The organism is Rossellomorea sp. SC111 (assembly GCF_024733565.1).
In the GTDB taxonomy this organism is placed as follows: Bacteria; Bacillota; Bacilli; order Bacillales; family Bacillaceae_B; genus Rossellomorea.
This window is the reverse complement of record NZ_JANIOC010000008.1, coordinates 177,600-194,358: the sequence shown is the minus strand read 5'-3', so window position 1 is coordinate 194,358 and position 16,759 is coordinate 177,600. Positions and strand designations below refer to the sequence as shown.

Annotated in this window: 17 protein-coding genes; 5 read left to right on the top strand and 12 right to left on the bottom strand. The window is 41.2% G+C overall.

Translation table 11 applies throughout. From position 1 onward, the window contains the following. Window positions 1-40: 40 nt before the first annotated feature. Both NQ095_RS12465 and NQ095_RS12460 read right to left on the bottom strand, forming a co-directional pair. On the bottom strand, window positions 41-313 hold the full coding sequence (locus tag NQ095_RS12465) for a UPF0223 family protein (protein WP_258263790.1): 273 nt from the start codon (window positions 311-313) through the stop codon (window positions 41-43). Between the two features lie 28 nt (window positions 314-341). Beyond that, window positions 342-1,298: an NAD(P)H-dependent flavin oxidoreductase gene (locus NQ095_RS12460; protein ID WP_258263789.1), complete on the bottom strand. Its 957-nt coding sequence runs from the start codon at window positions 1,296-1,298 to the stop codon at window positions 342-344. A 487-nt stretch (window positions 1,299-1,785) separates the two neighbouring features. Between NQ095_RS12460 and NQ095_RS12455 the strand changes: the two genes are divergently transcribed. Continuing rightward, window positions 1,786-3,255 (top strand): aminotransferase class I/II-fold pyridoxal phosphate-dependent enzyme, encoded by a 1,470-nt coding sequence (locus tag NQ095_RS12455; RefSeq protein WP_258263829.1) that lies wholly within the window; start codon window positions 1,786-1,788, stop codon window positions 3,253-3,255. 92 nt (window positions 3,256-3,347) lie between these two features. On the opposite strand, the gene NQ095_RS12450 is transcribed toward NQ095_RS12455, so the two are convergent. From NQ095_RS12450 to NQ095_RS12440, 3 genes are all read right to left on the bottom strand, one after another. Next, complete coding sequence (locus tag NQ095_RS12450) at window positions 3,348-3,467, bottom strand: GapA-binding peptide SR1P (RefSeq protein WP_082051137.1); 120 nt, start codon at window positions 3,465-3,467, stop codon at window positions 3,348-3,350. A 230-nt stretch (window positions 3,468-3,697) separates the two neighbouring features. After that, window positions 3,698-4,537 (bottom strand): polysaccharide deacetylase family protein, encoded by an 840-nt coding sequence (locus tag NQ095_RS12445; RefSeq protein WP_258263788.1) that lies wholly within the window; start codon window positions 4,535-4,537, stop codon window positions 3,698-3,700. A gap of 65 nt (window positions 4,538-4,602) precedes the next feature. Then, window positions 4,603-4,851, bottom strand: a complete 249-nt coding sequence (locus tag NQ095_RS12440) for a hypothetical protein (protein WP_258263787.1) — start codon at window positions 4,849-4,851, stop codon at window positions 4,603-4,605. Between the two features lie 291 nt (window positions 4,852-5,142). On the opposite strand from NQ095_RS12440, the gene NQ095_RS12435 reads away from it, so the two are divergent. Continuing rightward, complete coding sequence (locus tag NQ095_RS12435) at window positions 5,143-5,535, top strand: small peptidoglycan-associated lipoprotein (protein ID WP_258263786.1); 393 nt, start codon at window positions 5,143-5,145, stop codon at window positions 5,533-5,535. A gap of 104 nt (window positions 5,536-5,639) precedes the next feature. Here the strand turns inward: NQ095_RS12435 and lpdA are convergent, their stop codons facing one another. The 5 genes from lpdA to NQ095_RS12410 all read right to left on the bottom strand — a co-directional run bounded on the left by lpdA (window position 5,640) and on the right by NQ095_RS12410 (window position 11,771). Beyond that, a complete protein-coding gene (lpdA, locus tag NQ095_RS12430; RefSeq protein ID WP_258263785.1) occupies window positions 5,640-7,049 on the bottom strand; it encodes a dihydrolipoyl dehydrogenase in 1,410 nt (469 codons plus the stop codon). A gap of 4 nt (window positions 7,050-7,053) precedes the next feature. Then, complete coding sequence (locus NQ095_RS12425; RefSeq protein WP_258263784.1) at window positions 7,054-8,391, bottom strand: dihydrolipoamide acetyltransferase family protein; 1,338 nt, start codon at window positions 8,389-8,391, stop codon at window positions 7,054-7,056. A gap of 154 nt (window positions 8,392-8,545) precedes the next feature. After that, complete coding sequence (locus NQ095_RS12420; protein WP_034756039.1) at window positions 8,546-9,523, bottom strand: alpha-ketoacid dehydrogenase subunit beta; 978 nt, start codon at window positions 9,521-9,523, stop codon at window positions 8,546-8,548. A 3-nt stretch (window positions 9,524-9,526) separates the two neighbouring features. Then, window positions 9,527-10,642: a pyruvate dehydrogenase (acetyl-transferring) E1 component subunit alpha gene (gene pdhA / locus NQ095_RS12415; RefSeq protein WP_258263783.1), complete on the bottom strand. Its 1,116-nt coding sequence runs from the start codon at window positions 10,640-10,642 to the stop codon at window positions 9,527-9,529. Between the two features lie 469 nt (window positions 10,643-11,111). Further along, a complete protein-coding gene (locus NQ095_RS12410) occupies window positions 11,112-11,771 on the bottom strand; it encodes a YkyA family protein (RefSeq protein WP_258263782.1) in 660 nt (219 codons plus the stop codon). Between the two features lie 331 nt (window positions 11,772-12,102). On the opposite strand from NQ095_RS12410, the gene def reads away from it, so the two are divergent. Then, window positions 12,103-12,657 carry a peptide deformylase gene (gene def, locus NQ095_RS12405; protein WP_258263781.1) on the top strand — a complete coding sequence of 185 codons (555 nt, stop codon included), beginning with the start codon at window positions 12,103-12,105 and terminating at the stop codon, window positions 12,655-12,657. 50 nt (window positions 12,658-12,707) lie between these two features. On the opposite strand, the gene NQ095_RS12400 is transcribed toward def, so the two are convergent. Beyond that, window positions 12,708-13,481: a Cof-type HAD-IIB family hydrolase gene (locus NQ095_RS12400; RefSeq protein WP_258263828.1), complete on the bottom strand. Its 774-nt coding sequence runs from the start codon at window positions 13,479-13,481 to the stop codon at window positions 12,708-12,710. 653 nt (window positions 13,482-14,134) lie between these two features. Here NQ095_RS12400 and NQ095_RS12395 point away from each other — a divergent pair. Then, window positions 14,135-14,341, top strand: a complete 207-nt coding sequence (locus NQ095_RS12395; protein WP_258263780.1) for a DNA-dependent RNA polymerase subunit epsilon — start codon at window positions 14,135-14,137, stop codon at window positions 14,339-14,341. Between the two features lie 3 nt (window positions 14,342-14,344). Beyond that, window positions 14,345-16,012 carry a ribonuclease J1 gene (rnjA, locus tag NQ095_RS12390; RefSeq protein WP_060670011.1) on the top strand — a complete coding sequence of 556 codons (1,668 nt, stop codon included), beginning with the start codon at window positions 14,345-14,347 and terminating at the stop codon, window positions 16,010-16,012. A 47-nt stretch (window positions 16,013-16,059) separates the two neighbouring features. Here rnjA and NQ095_RS12385 read toward each other — a convergent pair whose 3' ends face one another. Next, window positions 16,060-16,716: a potassium channel family protein gene (locus NQ095_RS12385; protein WP_258263827.1), complete on the bottom strand. Its 657-nt coding sequence runs from the start codon at window positions 16,714-16,716 to the stop codon at window positions 16,060-16,062. Window positions 16,717-16,759: the final 43 nt, after the last annotated feature.

The following is a 16,759-nucleotide window of genomic DNA, read 5'->3' as shown; positions in this document are numbered from 1 at the left end:
TGCAGAAAGAACGACTGCCGGAAACACGGCAGTCGTTCTTTTAATTCATCGATATTTTTGCAGCGTCCTGTTGCTCTTTCATTTTTTTCACTACACGATAGGAAGAATAACCGCTGGATTCTTCAAATTCATTGCAGATCCTTTTCTCTTCTGCTTTACCAGGGACAATTTCTTTAAATCGCTTATATCGATTCATCAAGTCCTCTCTTGAAACACCTTTTTCATATGCCTTTTCAACCGCTTCAAAAAAGGAAATGACATCGATGACTTCATCCGTGGACCAGTCTATATCGAATGGGTATTGATATTCCATTTTGCACCACTACTCCTTTGCTGATGAATTAATTCCACTTTTTTCGAATGGTTTCACCTTGTGAAATCATTCGCTCGATGAGATCTCTAACAGAAGGGACGTCCTGTATCAACCCCATCACCTGTCCTGCCCATGCAAAGCCTCCGTCTACTTCACCATCGTAGATATATCGTTTATTCGCCTCGCCGCTTATGTATGATTTTAATCCTTCATATCCCGGATTCGATGTTTCGGCAGCCAGGATTTGGTTAGTCCAAGAATTCGATATCGCTCTTGCCGGGGCTCCTAAAGATCGTTTAATGACTACTGTACCACTCTCATCCCCCTCAATCAAGGCACGTTTATAGACGTCTGAGGCATGGACGCACTCTTTTGTCGCTATGAATCTTGTCCCCATTTCGACTCCCTCTGCGCCGAAGCTGAGGGCTGCCATTAAACCACGGCCGTCCCCAATCCCTCCTGAAGCGATGACAGGGATGGATACAGCGTCCTCCACACGTGGAATCAAGACGAATGTCCCGATGTCATCCTTTCCCAGGTGTCCTCCACCTTCTTGTCCGACGACCATAACGGCATCCGCACCGAGCTCTTCAGCCTTCATAGCCTGTCTTTTTGATGCGACCAATACAAGCTTCACCATATTCTCCCCTTCAATTTGTTGGAACAAGGGAGTTGGGTTACCCCCTGTAACGGAGATGACCGGCACTTTCTCTTGAATGGCAATATCAACATACTCACTGAATGGGCGTCCATGTTGACCGATGGCAAAGTTCACTCCAAACGGTTGATCTGTTAATGACCTTACCTTTTTGATTTCTTGACGAAGCTGTTCAGGGTTGTCAAGTGACATGGCAGTGATTTGGCCAAGTCCTCCTGCATTCGACACCGCCGCAGCCAATTCTGCATATGCCAGGTGGGCGAGTCCTCCTTGTATGATTGGATATTGAATGTTCAATAATTCTGTTACGCGCGTTTTCCAATTCATTTGAATCCCTCCATTCCTTCATTTATTCTCGATGGGGGGTGGGAAATCCTTTTCTTTAGGGTGTTGTATATTGATAAGAAATAAGGTCAGTCTTAAATGAGAGGCCGATAAGAATTTTATTGATAAGTTGTGTAGATTTTTGGCTCATTCGGGTGAAACGGATGTTTCACCCGCCTTTTAGCTTTGCTGAAAGGTCGTCAGATGGTATAGAATCCTCCAGACCAAGCTAGCTTGAGCTGGAGGGTTCTATACCATCTGACGGAAATGAGCCAAAAATCAGGAGTATGACTTCTTTTGTGTGTGCTATGAAAAAAAACACACCATCATGGGCGTATGTCACTATGCAAAGATTTTCTTAAGTGCTATAATTTTTTTGTTTGTTGAAAATATCGTAAGAAAATGTATGAAATTGTGGTTTGAATCCTATATAATGATATCTTTAGTATGCATGTTGGTTTATGAAGAATATAAAGAGGTGTTGAATGAATTGTCTCAAAATGAAACGCCGTTGTTTACCGGCTTAATTGAACATAGTAAAAAGAATCCCGTCCAGTTCCATATTCCCGGTCATAAGAAAGGTGCAGGTATGGATCCTGCCTTTAAGGAATTCATAGGGGATAATGCGCTTTCCATTGATTTGATTAATATCGGACCTTTAGATGATCTGCATCAACCTAAAGGAATGATCAAGGCAGCACAGGATTTGGCTGCTGAGGCATTCGGTGCCGATCATACTTTCTTCTCTGTTCAAGGAACGAGCGGAGCGATCATGACGATGGTCATGAGTGTGTGCGGACCTGGGGATAAGATCATTGTTCCAAGAAACGTGCATAAATCCGTTATGTCTGCGATTGTTTTCTCAGGGGCCACCCCTATCTTTATCCATCCCGATATCGATGAGGATCTTGGAATCTCTCACGGTATCACGACAGACGCTGTTGCAAAGGCTTTGGAACAGAACCCTGATGCCAAAGGTGTACTGGTCATCAATCCGACCTATTTCGGGATTTCGGCAGACTTGAAGAAAATCGTGGAAATTGCACACTCTTATCGTGTTCCGGTACTGGTCGATGAAGCTCATGGTGTTCATATCCACTTCCATGATGAACTTCCCCTGTCAGCCATGCAGGCGGGCGCTGACTTAGCAGCTACGAGTGTTCATAAACTCGGGGGATCCATGACTCAAAGCTCAGTCCTCAATATGAAGGAAGGACTTGTCTCTGCTAAGCGTGTACAGACCATTTTAAGCATGCTGACGACGACTTCCACGTCATACTTACTTCTTGCATCCCTTGATGTTGCAAGAAAGCGACTTGCAACGGAAGGACGGGAGCTCATCACCAAAACGATCGAACTCTCCCAGAATATGAGAAAACAAATCAACGAGATTGACGGTTTATACTGTGTAGGGGAAGAAATTCTTGGAACAAAAGCAACCTATGCATATGATCCGACTAAGCTGATTGTATCCGTGAAAGATCTTGGAATAAGCGGTTTCGATGCTGAAAAGTGGTTAAGAGAGGCTTATAATATCGAGGTTGAGATGTCTGACCTTTATAATATCCTTTGCATCATCACACCTGGTGACACTGAATATGAAGGAACTCAATTGGTTAACGCTTTAAAAGAACTGGTTATCAGCCTGAAAAACCAAGGAGAAATGGCCCCCGTTAAAGTGATGCTGCCTGATATTCCTGTTCTTTCCATTACGCCGAGGGATGCTTTTTATGCTGATACCGAAGTCATCCCGATTGATGAATCTGTTGGAAGGACCATCGCTGAATTCATCATGGTCTACCCTCCCGGAATTCCCATCTTCATCCCAGGGGAAATCATCACTCAGGAAAACATCAATTATATCAAAACCAATATAGAAGCAGGTCTCCCTGTACAAGGGCCTGAAGACTATGATTTACGACATTTAAGAGTCATCAAAGAGCATCGTGCCATTCGATGAAAAAAAGGATGAAGAAGGTTTCCCCTTCTTCATCCTTTTTATTTATAAGAACCCCTTAAGACGCTATTTTCACCCGCTCCCCAAAGCAGGCATTAATCGTCTAATTCTTTGTCGTCGTTGCAGTCACAGCAATTAGAGAATAAAACAGAAACCTTCTCATCTTCATAATGCTCAATAGTACCCAGGCATGATTGACATACAATTGTTCCCATCTTTTTTCCTCTCCTTTAAGTGGTTTTGTAAACGCTTTATCTTATCTGTTTCTATAATAATATAACACATTTAAAATATCAAGCCTAAATTGTATGACATATTTAACTTTTTAACCTCATAATCAATCATACTTTTCACCATAAGAGTGTATGTAAGGGTTTATCCGAATATGTGAAGTTCAATTAAAAAAGATGCATAAATGAATTGACTCATTTATGCATCTTTCACATTATTCTATTGTTTTAATCCGGTGCGGATCCAGTGTTTCATACCCCTTTGCTCGAAGGCCTTTCACAATGTCTGTCAACGCTTCACTCGTCCATGTACGATCATGCATAAGGAGATTCGCTCCGTCAATCAAATATGGGCTGTTTACCATGATATCCGTAATCGCTGCTTTATTTTGATATTGTTTTTCCCAATCATATCCGTAAGTCCAGTTCATCAAGGACATCTTTTCTTCAGCTGCAAGCTCTCGGCTGTAATCGGTATTTTGGCCGAAAGGAGCCCTGAAAAATTGCGGCCTCTCTCCCGTGATGGATTCTACTAGGTCGCTGACAGAGAGGATTTCCTCTTTCTGCTCTTCAGGAGAAAGATCTCTTAAACTGCTGTGACTATATGTATGATTCCCAATCATAAATCCAAGATCATGAATCTTTTTTAACGTTTCTTTTTCCTCAGGCGTATCAAGAAAATGACCGTTTACAAAGAAAATGGCCGGGGCATTCAACTCTTTTAGATCTTTAGCCATTTGCAGTGCATGTTGATCGGGTGCATCATCCATTGTCAGGAGTACAACTTTAGGATTGGCTTCACCGATTGGTTCAATGCTCCAATTAGCCTGATTTATCTTATAATCCTTGGTTTGCACCACTTCTTTTGAAGGTTTTTCTTTCTCTTTCGTTTCACTTTCTGACACTTCAGTTTCAGGGCCATCACTCTGCTTCTGATCCACTTCATTCACTTCAGTCTGGTCGGATTTTTCCGCTTCATGGCTGGTCCCCGTTTGTTCACTTCCGCAAGCAGTCAGGAGTAGGATGGTTAAGCCGGATGCTAATATCTTTTTCATGTCTCTCACCTTTCCGTATTCACTTTGAATATTTTAACATATTCCAAAGAGAAACTGGGAAAGAATTAAAATATTTCCAATATATTTTCGAACGCCATCTTAAAAACAAAAAAGCAGGTCAGACTGAATGAAGTGATAAATAACGTAAGCCTTCTTGATTGAACGATTTTTCTTGCAGCCATAAAGGCAAGGTAAAAAAACAGGACAAACATAATCCATTTATATTCTACATGATCTTTTTCAGAAATCCATTCAGCTAATGAAAACACGCTCCATAAAATCATTTGGACCAAAAAAGCGATGTACGATTTCATGATAAAACATCCTTTAATCGATTTATTTACATGTACCCGTCCCAATTTAATAAAAACTCTTTGATGGCTCTTATATATCCTTTATTAAATCAAGATCATTGTATTAACATAGTATATTCTTTTAAGATGACATTCATTATGTATGACTTTTCAATCTTGTAACATTTTTATGACTTGGCGCTTTTTTATTTTTACCTATGATAAAATGTGACGTAAGATTCGTTAAAGAGTAATTCATTTACAAGTTTACAATCCACGTTCATAGCATCGTTTAAGAAAAGAGGATGATGTATGAAACATATATTAGCTTTTGTAATACTTACTTCCACTATGCTGATTTTGACTTCGTGTGATGACATCTCATCCAATAAAGTGGTTTTGGCACAGGATCACTTTATAGAAAAACAGGTGATATTTTTTACGGATGAAACAAATGTTTCGAGGGAAATACCATACTACGATGCCATCATTGAGCTAAAAAAACAGTATCCGGATCACTTTAAGAAATTAAAAGTTGTCAGTTTAAACACGAAGACGACAAACGATATTGCTGATACCCCACCCGCTTCTCCAGCCATCGTTGTGGTTGAGGACAATCAGATCATATGTAAAGTAGAGGGGCATAATTCTAAAGAAAATATAATCAAACCTGTTTCCAGAGCCATTCAAACCTGGGGACAATAATGCATGAATTAATCATTGGGGTCGAAGCCTTATACGCTTCGCCCCTTTTTTTCCATAATAAAAAGGATGATCCCATCATAGGGATCATCCTTTTGTCATGCCAATTATTTGATAATGTGAATCGGGCTTCCCATTGCAACTTCTGCTGCTTCCATGGAAATCTCACCTAAAGTTGGGTGAGCATGAATCGTCATGGCAACATCTTCAGCTGTCATTCCGGATTCAATTGCAAGTCCTAATTCAGCGATCATGTCAGATGCACCGGAACCAACAATTTGAGCCCCGATGATTAAACCGTCTTCTTTACGAGTGACAAGCTTCATAAAGCCATCACTTGCATTAAGGGCTAAAGCACGTCCGTTTGCTGCAAACGGGAACTTAGCAGCAGTTACTTCAATGCCCTCTTCTTTCGCTTCCGCTTCGGAATAACCTACAGTTGCTAATTCAGGGTCTGTGAAGCACACTGCCGGGATTCCAAGGTAGTCAATTTCTGCCGGTTCACCTGAGATGACCTCGGCAGCAATTTTACCTTCGTAAGAAGCTTTGTGAGCAAGTGGCGGTCCATCAACGATATCACCGATTGCGAAGATGTTCGGGATGTTCGTGCGGCATTGCTTATCAATCTTGATAACTCCGCGGTCTGTCATCTCGATACCAACTTCTTCAAGACCGATTTCGTCGGTATTTGGACGACGGCCAACCGTTACTAGAACGTAATCAGCTTCAACTGATTTCTCTTCGCCCTTCACTTCATATTTAACAACGACTCCGTTGTCACTTTCTTCAACGCCTTTAGCCATAGCTTTCGTTACAACTTCAACGCCTTTTTTCTTAAGTTCTTTTTTCACGACAGATGTCATTTGCTTTTCGAATCCGCTAAGGATATCGTCGGCACCTTCCAAAATCGTTACTTCTGATCCAAGATTGGCATAAGCAGTTCCAAGCTCGGTTCCGATATAACCTCCACCGATTACAACAAGCTTGCTTGGAATTTCTTCAAGAGCAAGTGCGCCTGTAGAATCAAGCACGCGTTTAGAGAACTTGAAGCTTGGGATTTCAATCGGACGTGAACCAGTTGCAAGGATCAAGTTGTTGAACTTGTATGTTTGAGCTGAGTTGTCGTCCATGACACGAAGTGTATTGGCATCTACAAGGTAAGCTTCACCGCGAACGATTTCAGCTTTATTCCCTTTAAGAAGTCCTTCCACACCGCCGGTTAATTTCTTTACAACTCCAGCTTTCCACTCTTGAACTTTGTCAAAATTCACTTTTACATTTTCAGCAACGATCCCCATGTCATCAGAGTGCTTGGCCTGATGGAAACGGTGACCTGCAGTAATAAGAGCTTTAGATGGGATACAGCCAACGTTTAAGCATACTCCACCCATGTTTTCTTTTTCGATGATTGTTACTTTTTGCCCAAGTTGAGCTGCACGGATTGCAGCAACATATCCTCCGGGACCTGAACCGACTACGATTGTATCTGTTTCGATTGGGAAATCTCCTACTACCATTGTATTACGCCTCCATTAATAATAATTCTGGATCGTTCAACAAACGCTTGATGTGGTTAAGTGCATGTTGAGCAGTAGCTCCGTCGATCATGCGGTGATCGAAGCTCAATGATAATGCTAACACAGGTGCAGCTACAATTTCACCATTTTTAACCACAGGTTTTTCTGCAATGCGGCCGACTCCAAGGATAGCAACCTCTGGATGGTTGATGACCGGAGTGAACCATTGTCCACCGGCTGAACCGATATTTGTGATCGTACAAGATGCACCTTTCATTTCATCGCCTGAAAGTTTACCATCACGGGCTTTTCCTGCAAGTTCATTGATTTCATTTGAAATCGAGAACATTGATTTGCGATCTGCATTTTTCACAACCGGTACTAATAGACCTTTGTCAGTATCCGCAGCGATTCCGATATTGTAATAATGTTTTTGAACGATTTCGCTTGTTGCATCGTCAATTGAAGTATTAAGAGCCGGGTATTCACGTAATGCACTTGTCAAAGCTTTAACGATGTAAGGTAAGAATGTTAATTTAACACCTTTTTCAGCTGCAACTTCTTTGAACTTCTTGCGGTGTGCCCAAAGTTTCGTTACATCGATTTCGTCCATTAGCGTTACGTGAGGAGCAGTATGTTTAGAATTCACCATTGCTTTGGCAATCGCTTTGCGCATTCCACTCATTTTCTCACGGGTCTCTGGATATTCGCCTTCAGGAGCTTTAGGTGCAGCCGCTTTAGAATCTGCTGCTGGTGCATTTTCTTCTGTTTTTGCTTCTTCGTTCGTTTCAGCAGGCTTAGAATCTCCACTTAAGAAAGCATCGATGTCTTCTTTTACGACACGTCCGTTTTTACCAGAACCGGAAACTTGGCGGATTTCAACGCCGTTTTCTCTCGCGTATTTGCGCACTGAAGGCATAGCGATTACCCGCTTATTAGGGTCAACTTCTTCATCGGATTTCTCTTCAGCAGCTTCTGGAGAAGCTTCTTTCTTAACATCCTGGCCTTGTTCTGCAGTTGCTTGAACTTGACCTTCCGTCTTCTCTTCGGCTTTTTCTTCCTTCTTATCTTCTTCTCCACCTTTGAATTGCAGGTCCTCATAACCAGGTGCATCGAACTTGATAAGAGTATCGCCAACAACGGCTACAGTTCCTTCGTCAACAAGAAGTTCTTCAACCGTTCCTGCTACCGGAGAAGGAATCTCAACAACAGCTTTATCGTTTTGCACTTCACATAGTACATCGTCTTCTTCCACTTTATCGCCCGGTTTTACAAACCACTTGACGATTTCACCTTCATGAATACCTTCACCAATGTCTGGTAATTTGAATTCGAATGACATGGACTCGACCTCCTGTATTGAATAATGAGTATATAGATGAATGTTTGTTTATATCTGTCTCTATTTCCTATATCTATAATTGGAAAAGAGAAGGGTGGCGTGCCCTTCTGTTTTCATTTATCTATCAACGGAGGAGCCTTTTAGCTCCTTCCAATTAGAAATTAAGTACTTTTTTCGCTGTTTCGATAACGTCTTTGTGGTTTGGTAACCAGATAGGCTCTGCTTGAGAGAAAGAGAATACTGTATCCGGTGCCGCTACACGAAGAACTGGTGCTTCCAGGCTAAGGATCGCACGGTCATTGATTTCAGCAACAACATTTGCTGCGATTCCCGCTTGCTTTTGAGCTTCTTGAACTACGATGGCACGATTTGTTTTCTCAACAGACGCCATGATCGTGTCAATGTCCAGTGGACTTACAGTACGAAGATCGATTACTTCAACTGAATGACCTTCTTTTTCAAGCTCATCTGCAGCTTTCAGTGATTCGTGTACCATAGCTCCGTAAGAGATGATCGTAAGGTCTGTACCTTCACGTTTTACATCTGCTTTACCAAGTTCAATTGTGTATTCCTCTTCAGGAACCTCTTGACGGAATGAACGGTATAATTTCATATGCTCCAAGAAAATGACAGGGTCATTATCACGGATGGATGAAATCAATAGACCTTTCGCGTCATAAGGAGTTGATGGAATGACCACTTTCAGGCCTGGTTGTTGAGCCATCAAACCTTCTAAGCTGTCCGCATGAAGTTCTGGAGTATGTACTCCACCACCAAATGGGGAACGGATTGTGATAGGTGATGTATACGTACCACCTGAACGATAACGCATACGCGCCATTTGTCCGCTTACTGAATCCATTACTTCATATACGAAACCGAAGAACTGGATTTCCGGTACTGGACGGTACCCTTCTAATGCTAAACCGATTGCTAAACCACCGATTCCTGATTCTGCTAGTGGAGTATCGAATACACGGTCTTCACCGAATTCTTTCTGAAGCCCTTCCGTTGCACGGAATACACCACCGTTTAGACCTACGTCTTCACCAAAAACTAAAACGTCTTCGTTGTTGCGTAGTTCTGTGCGCAGTGCATCAGTGATCGCTTGAATCATTGTCATTTGCGCCATGGCTTATTTCGACTCCTTTTCTTTGTAGATTTCTAATTGTTCTTTTAAGTTATAAGGAAGTTCTTCATACATGTTGTTGATGAAGTCAGTCACTTTTTGTTTTGGAGCTGAGTCTGCTTCCTTGATCGCTTTTTTGATATCTTCTTTTGCTTCTTCGATTACTTCGTTTTCTTTCTCTTCGCTCCATAGTCCTTTACCTTCAAGGAATTTACGGAAACGCACTAGTGGATCTTTCTTTTCCCAATCCGTATCCATTTCTGATGTACGGTAACGAGTTGGATCATCACCAGCCATTGTATGTGGACCGTAGCGATAGCAAAGTGTTTCGATTAGTGAAGGACCTTCACCATTCACTGCACGGTTACGAGCTTCTAATGTAGCAGAATAAACCGCTAAAGGATCCATACCGTCTACTAAGATTCCAGGGATACCTGCTGCAACCGCTTTTTGAGCAATTGTACGTCCGGCAGTCTGTTTATCGCGAGGAGTAGAGATTGCGAATTGGTTATTTTGTACAACGAAAATCGCAGGAGCTGCATAAGAACCTGCAAAGTTGATTCCTTCATAGAAATCACCTTGTGAAGATCCACCGTCTCCTGTATACGTAACGGCAACAGCTTTCTTACCACGTTTCTTAAGGCCAAGTGCCACTCCGGCAGTTTGGATGTATTGAGCACCGATGATGATCTGTGGTGATAATACATTTACACCCTCTGGAGCCTGGTTACCTTGGAAATGTCCGCGTGAGAATAAGAATGCTTTAGCCAATGGAAGACCGTGCCAGATGATTTGTGGAACATCACGGTATCCAGGAAGGATCCAGTCTTCCTTCTCAAGTGCGAAATGGGAAGCAATCTGAGATGCCTCCTGTCCAGCTGTTGGTGCATAGAAACCTAATCGCCCCTGACGATTCAGTGAGATTGATCTTTGATCTAGAATACGAGTGTAAACCATGCGACGCATTAATTCCTGTAGATCCTCATCAGAGATCTCCGGCATAGCATCTTCGTTCACTACTTCGCCTTCTTCGTTCAAAATTTGGAACATTTCAAACTTGTCTTCAATTTGCTCGAGCGTCTTAACTGCATCGAATTGTGCCTTCTTTGATTTAGAAGCCATCGAAGTCACCTATCCTTTCTTTATACATTTATTTTGGTTTTTTTTACATACATAGTTTAGATTACCCAAATTCAGTATGACCTACCACAATACCTGCGGATAAACACACACTATAAGTAGTTTTCCACAAATACCAAGAAAGAAAACCCGAAATTGCATTCGAGTTTATCTGTATCAGTCAGAAATCATTATCGACTGATACAATTCATGAATACCTATCTTAGTTTACAATATTAAAATTCAGTTAGTCAACGACAAAGTATTATAAATTCATGTTTCTCCCTAATCGTTTTAAATCTATCTGCCATAAATTTTCAAAACTGTATTAATACCTGTAAACATCCTGTTATATATAAACATACAGGTGTGACTTATCTGTTATAGAGTAAGAAACCAGCGGACAGTAGCTTGCGAACGTAAAAAAAGATAAAGGAGGCTTAACGCGCTCCTTTATCTTATATGTACACGATTATTCCGACTCTTTGACATCAAGTTCTGCCTTTGAGTAGAATTTTTGTTTAAGTTTGTTGAATTCCTCTGTTTTTGTATTATAGTCTCCATTGAGCTTTACTATTTTTTCGTATTGCTCATTAATGGAGGAAATTTGCTTTTCAAGCTCTTCCATCGTGAGGTCTTTCTTTTTGAACATATTATAAAGTTCTTTATCAAGAGAAAGCGCCTTTAAGTAAGAAGTAGTTAGCTTTTCATGGAGCTGATACCGTTCTTCCATCGTATCTTCCAGCTTTTTCGCATCTTTTTTGAGGTCATCGTTTTCTATCTCATCAATATAGTCGTCTGCTTTAGCAAACTCCTTTTTTGCTTCACTCATGGACTCACGTTCTTTTTCGATTTTCTCTTTTCTCTTATCGATGTTGTCCAGAGCTTCATCGGAAAGCTTTACAATCTGGTCAAACTCTTTCATTCCAAGATCCATGATTTTCGTATAGATCTCCTGTTCCTTTTCTTCCAACTCTTGAAGAGGCTTCTGAACTTTAACATATTGACTTTCTTTGGCTACGGTTTCTTCAAGAACCTTATACACATTTTCCTCAGGTGATGAACCACCGACACAACCCATTAATACAAAAATAGCGGCTCCCAAAATGAAAGCAAAACGAAATTTCGACACAACAAGATCCCCCTTAACTATTTACCACCTTCTACTATATCTATGTCTACATCTTTTGACAATAGGGATTTACAACTGTGGAAAAAAATGTCGATTGGACTATTCTCCCTATTAAAATCATTATGACTATTTGCGACCGGTTATTCCTTTTAATACCGAATCTCATTCATTAACTTTTTCAAAGGAAAATGATAAACTATTACCATACATAATAGATTATCTTGATACGTAAAGTAGAGAAGGGATCATTTTGGATGGCCCTGCCTTTTTTGTGTTCTAAAATGAACGGGGTCTGCTGTCTCTATCTCTATGTATCCTAGGAGGAAAAACAATGATTACGATGAATGATATCATCCGTGAGGGTCACCCCACATTAACTAAGGTGGCTAAGGAAGTTTCAATCCCGCCATCCGAAGAGGACCAGGAAACGCTGAGAAGCTTATTAGAATATGTAATAAACAGCCAAGATCCTGAAATGGCTGCCAAGTATGGATTGAGACCCGGTATTGGCCTGGCAGCACCTCAAATAAATGTTTCAAAACGGATGCTCGCTGTAAACGTTACAGACAATCAAGGGAAATTATACAGCTATGCTTTGTTCAATCCGAAGATTATCAGCCATTCTATAGAGAAAGCCTATTTAACATCCGGGGAAGGCTGTTTATCCGTCGATCGGAATGTACCGGGCTTCGTACCCCGATATGCAAGAGTGACTGTGAGAGGTTGGGATGTGGACGGTAATGAAGTAAAGCTTCGTCTCAAAGGTCTGCCGGCCATCGTCTTCCAACATGAAATCGACCACCTGAATGGTATCATGTTCTACGACCATATCAATCCTTCTAATCCGTTCGAGCCGATCCCAGATGCCATTGCCATTGAACGCTAGACCAAATAAAGACTCCCACAGATATCAAGTGGGAGTCTTTTTTGAATTTCCTAGATCAATTCAAGTTCCTTTAATCCGTGGTAGATTCCATCATCATCCACGTGCTTTGTAATCAAATTTGCGTGTTTTTGGACTTCCTGTACGGCATTGCCCATTGCAACACCGGTGCCGACGGATTGGATCATTTCAATATCATTCAATCCGTCTCCGAATGCATAGACATCTTCCATATTGAATCCGAGCTTCGCGATCATCTTTTTAATTCCCTCAGCTTTTGAACCGCCTTTCGGAAGAATATCCATGGAGTACTGGTGCCAGCGGATAAACGTGAAATCTGTGTATTTCTCCCGATAAAAACCCTCTTCTTCCTTTGTGCAGAATAGCAGGGATTGATAGATGTCTCTTCCTTTATAAAAATCCGGGGCAAATCCCGGGTGAGGAAATTTCAAGCTGTTCATACTTTTCTCGATATATTCATGGTGCTCATGATTCGATTTCATCGTTTCATGATTTAAATGAACCACTGGGTGTTCCTTTGAATACGTATCCTCTAATAATTCTTCCAATGTTTCAACTTTCAGAGGGTTCGTATATATCACTTCATTTTCAAAAACCACATATTGCCCATTGAAAGATACGAAGGACTCGATTCCTAATTCTTCTCTTAAACTTTCATACATAAATGGAGCCCTTCCAGTCGCAATCGCAACATACGTTCCGTTTGCCTGCAGTGTCCGGATGGCTTCTTTTGTGGCCTGTGGCAGTTTTTTATCGTGATCGAGCAGTGTGCCGTCTATATCAAAGAAAACTATTTTAGACATGATCGTTCTCCTTTTCAAAAATATTCAATTCGATTCTATTTAACCCGTTGTTTAAGGTAATCCTTTACAAAGAAAATGTCAATGAAGACAGTCGGACAGAACCATTTACCAAACATAACCATGTAAGAGATTCCATAAATTCCGTACAATATAAGTAACACAACAGAGACGCCCGTATTATTGTTCCTTTACTTCAAAGGAAAATCTCGGTAAACTATTAATAAGGAGTGATCCACCATGTTAAAGAAGCTCAGGAAAAAGCTTTTAAAACAGTGGAAAGAATTGCTTAGAAAAAAAACGATTGCATAATCCCTCTGTTTCTTAAGAAAACGATTTGAGGGGAACCGCTATTAAAATGCATGACAATCGGACATACTGACATACAATTGCACAATGAATAAGGGACTGACGCCACTAGTGAGCTTTTCCTCCATTGGCATTGGTCCCTCTTCTATCTTTGTCACAATTAAGTACAGGATTATTCAAAAACTTTATTTACACGAGAAAATCCTTTATAATTTAATACATACATAAACTAGATGATTCGTTCCTATAGAAATGATAGGCTATTATATAAGTTAATGTAAATGTTGTTGATAACTTTTTTATCATAGATGAAAGTTAGATTTTTTGAAAACGGATAAGGAGAGAGAAAAATGATTTTTAAAGTATTTTATCAAGAAAGTAAAGCAGAAGTGCCTGTTCGCGAATGCACTCAATCTCTTTACATGGAAGCAGATTCAGAACGTGAAGTACGCCTAAATTTAAAAGACAGACCGTATAACATCGAATTCGTACAAAAGCTTGAGGGCGCTTTTTTAGAGTATGAGAAAAACCACCATTCTTTCGAGATGGAGCAATAATTGATGAAATTTGTAAAGAATGACCAAACCGCTGTATTTGCCCTTGGCGGTTTAGGTGAAATCGGTAAAAACACATACGGCGTACAATTCCAAGACGAAATTATCCTGATCGATGCAGGAATCAAATTCCCAGAGGACGAACTGCTCGGTATCGATTACGTGATTCCTGATTACACGTATCTCGTGAAAAATGCAGATAAGATCAAGGGACTGTTCGTCACTCACGGTCATGAAGACCATATCGGAGGAATCCCATATTTACTTCGCGAGTTAAATATCCCAATATACGGTGGGAAGCTTGCACTGGCACTTATTAAGAACAAACTTGAAGAACACGGATTATTACGTAATGCGAAATTGAATGTCATCCAGGAAGATGATGTTGTGAAATTCCGCAAAACATCTGTAACCTTCTTCAGAACGACACACAGTATCCCGGATTCTTACGGAATCGTTGTCAAAACACCACCTGGAAATGTTGTTCATACAGGTGACTTCAAATTCGATTTCACGCCGGTTGGTGAACCCGCGAACTTAACCAAAATGGCAGAAATCGGAAAAGAAGGCGTTCTATGTCTTCTGTCTGACAGTACAAACGCTGAAGTTCCAAACTTCACGATGTCAGAACGTAAAGTAGGAGAAAGCATCAATGATATTTTCCGTAAAGTTGACGGAAGAGTCATCTTTGCTACATTCGCTTCGAATATTCACCGTCTTCAACAAGTGGTTGAAGCAGCAGTGTTCCATAACAGAAAGGTTGCTGTTTTCGGAAGAAGTATGGAAGCAGCCATCACAATTGGACAGGAATTAGGATATATCAATGCTCCTAAGGATACATTCATCGAACATAACCAGATCAATCGCCTTCCAGCGAATGAAGTGGCTATTCTATGTACAGGTTCTCAAGGTGAACCTATGGCTGCATTATCAAGGATTGCAAACGGTACCCACCGTCAGATCCAGATTCAGCCGGGTGATACCGTTGTATTCTCTTCTTCACCAATCCCAGGGAATACAATCAGTGTAAACCGTACGATCAACCTTTTATATCGTGCCGGTGCAGAAGTTGTTCATGGGCCATTAAGTGATATCCATACATCCGGTCATGGTGGACAACAAGAAATGAAGCTGATGCTTCGTTTGATGAATCCAACCTTCTTTATGCCGATTCACGGAGAATTCCGTATGCAGAAGATGCACGCTCAGCTAGGTGTCGATTGCGGAGTGCAAGAGGAAAACTGCTTCATCATGGATAACGGTGAAGTACTTGCTTTAAGCAACGATTCAGCACAGGTAGCCGGGAAGATCCCTTCTGGTAATGTCTATATCGATGGAAGCGGTATTGGTGACATCGGTAACATCGTCCTTCGTGACCGACGCATCCTTTCAGAAGAAGGACTTGTGATCGTCGTTGTGAGCATCGACATGAAAGATTTCAAGATCGCTTCCGGTCCGGACCTTATTTCAAGAGGATTCGTCTACATGCGTGAATCAGGTGATCTTATTAATGAAGCACAGACGCTCATTTCTAAACACTTGAACAAAGTGCTTGAAAGAAGAACGTCCCAATGGTCAGAAATCAAGAATGAAATCACGGATACACTTGCTCCATTCTTATATGAGAAAACGAAACGTCGTCCAATGATCCTACCAATCATCATGGAAGTTTAATAACGAAAGAAGAGGCTGGCCCAAATGGGTCAGCCTCTTCTTTCGTTTTATAATACCTTTTTTTCAAACCGGTTAATATCCGTATCGGCCCCAATGACAATGAGGATGTCCCCAACCCGGATTTGTTCATCGGCTTGTGGGGAAACGATGATATCTTTTTCTCGCTTTATCGCCACGATGTTGATTCCGAATTGAGCACGGATATCCAAATCGATAAGGGAATTTCCACTGAGGTGTTCACTCGCGACAATCTCCACAATCGAATGTTCATCTGATAATTCCAGATAATCCAGCACATTATTTGAAATGATATTATGAGCAATCCTTCTTCCCATATCCCTCTCCGGGTGAACGACCTGGTTCGCCCCAATTTTACGGAGGACCTTTTCATGATAATCATTTTGTGCTTTCACGGTAATTTTCTTGACGCCGATTTCCTTTAACATCAATGTCGTTAGCACACTGGACTGGATATCATCTCCAATCGCGACTATTACATGATCGAAATTACGGATCCCCAGGCTCTTCAATACGGATTCATCGGTAGAATCCGCCACAACCGCATGTGAAGCGATGGAAGAAAATTCATTGACTTTGTCTTCATCCTGATCGATGGCCATAACCTCCATGCCTTGATCCGCCAATGATCGAACGATACTGCCGCCAAACCTGCCCAAGCCTATAACTACAAACTCTTTTTTCACCATGTATCCCCCCGCACTCTCTATAACCTATATTTTAGCATAA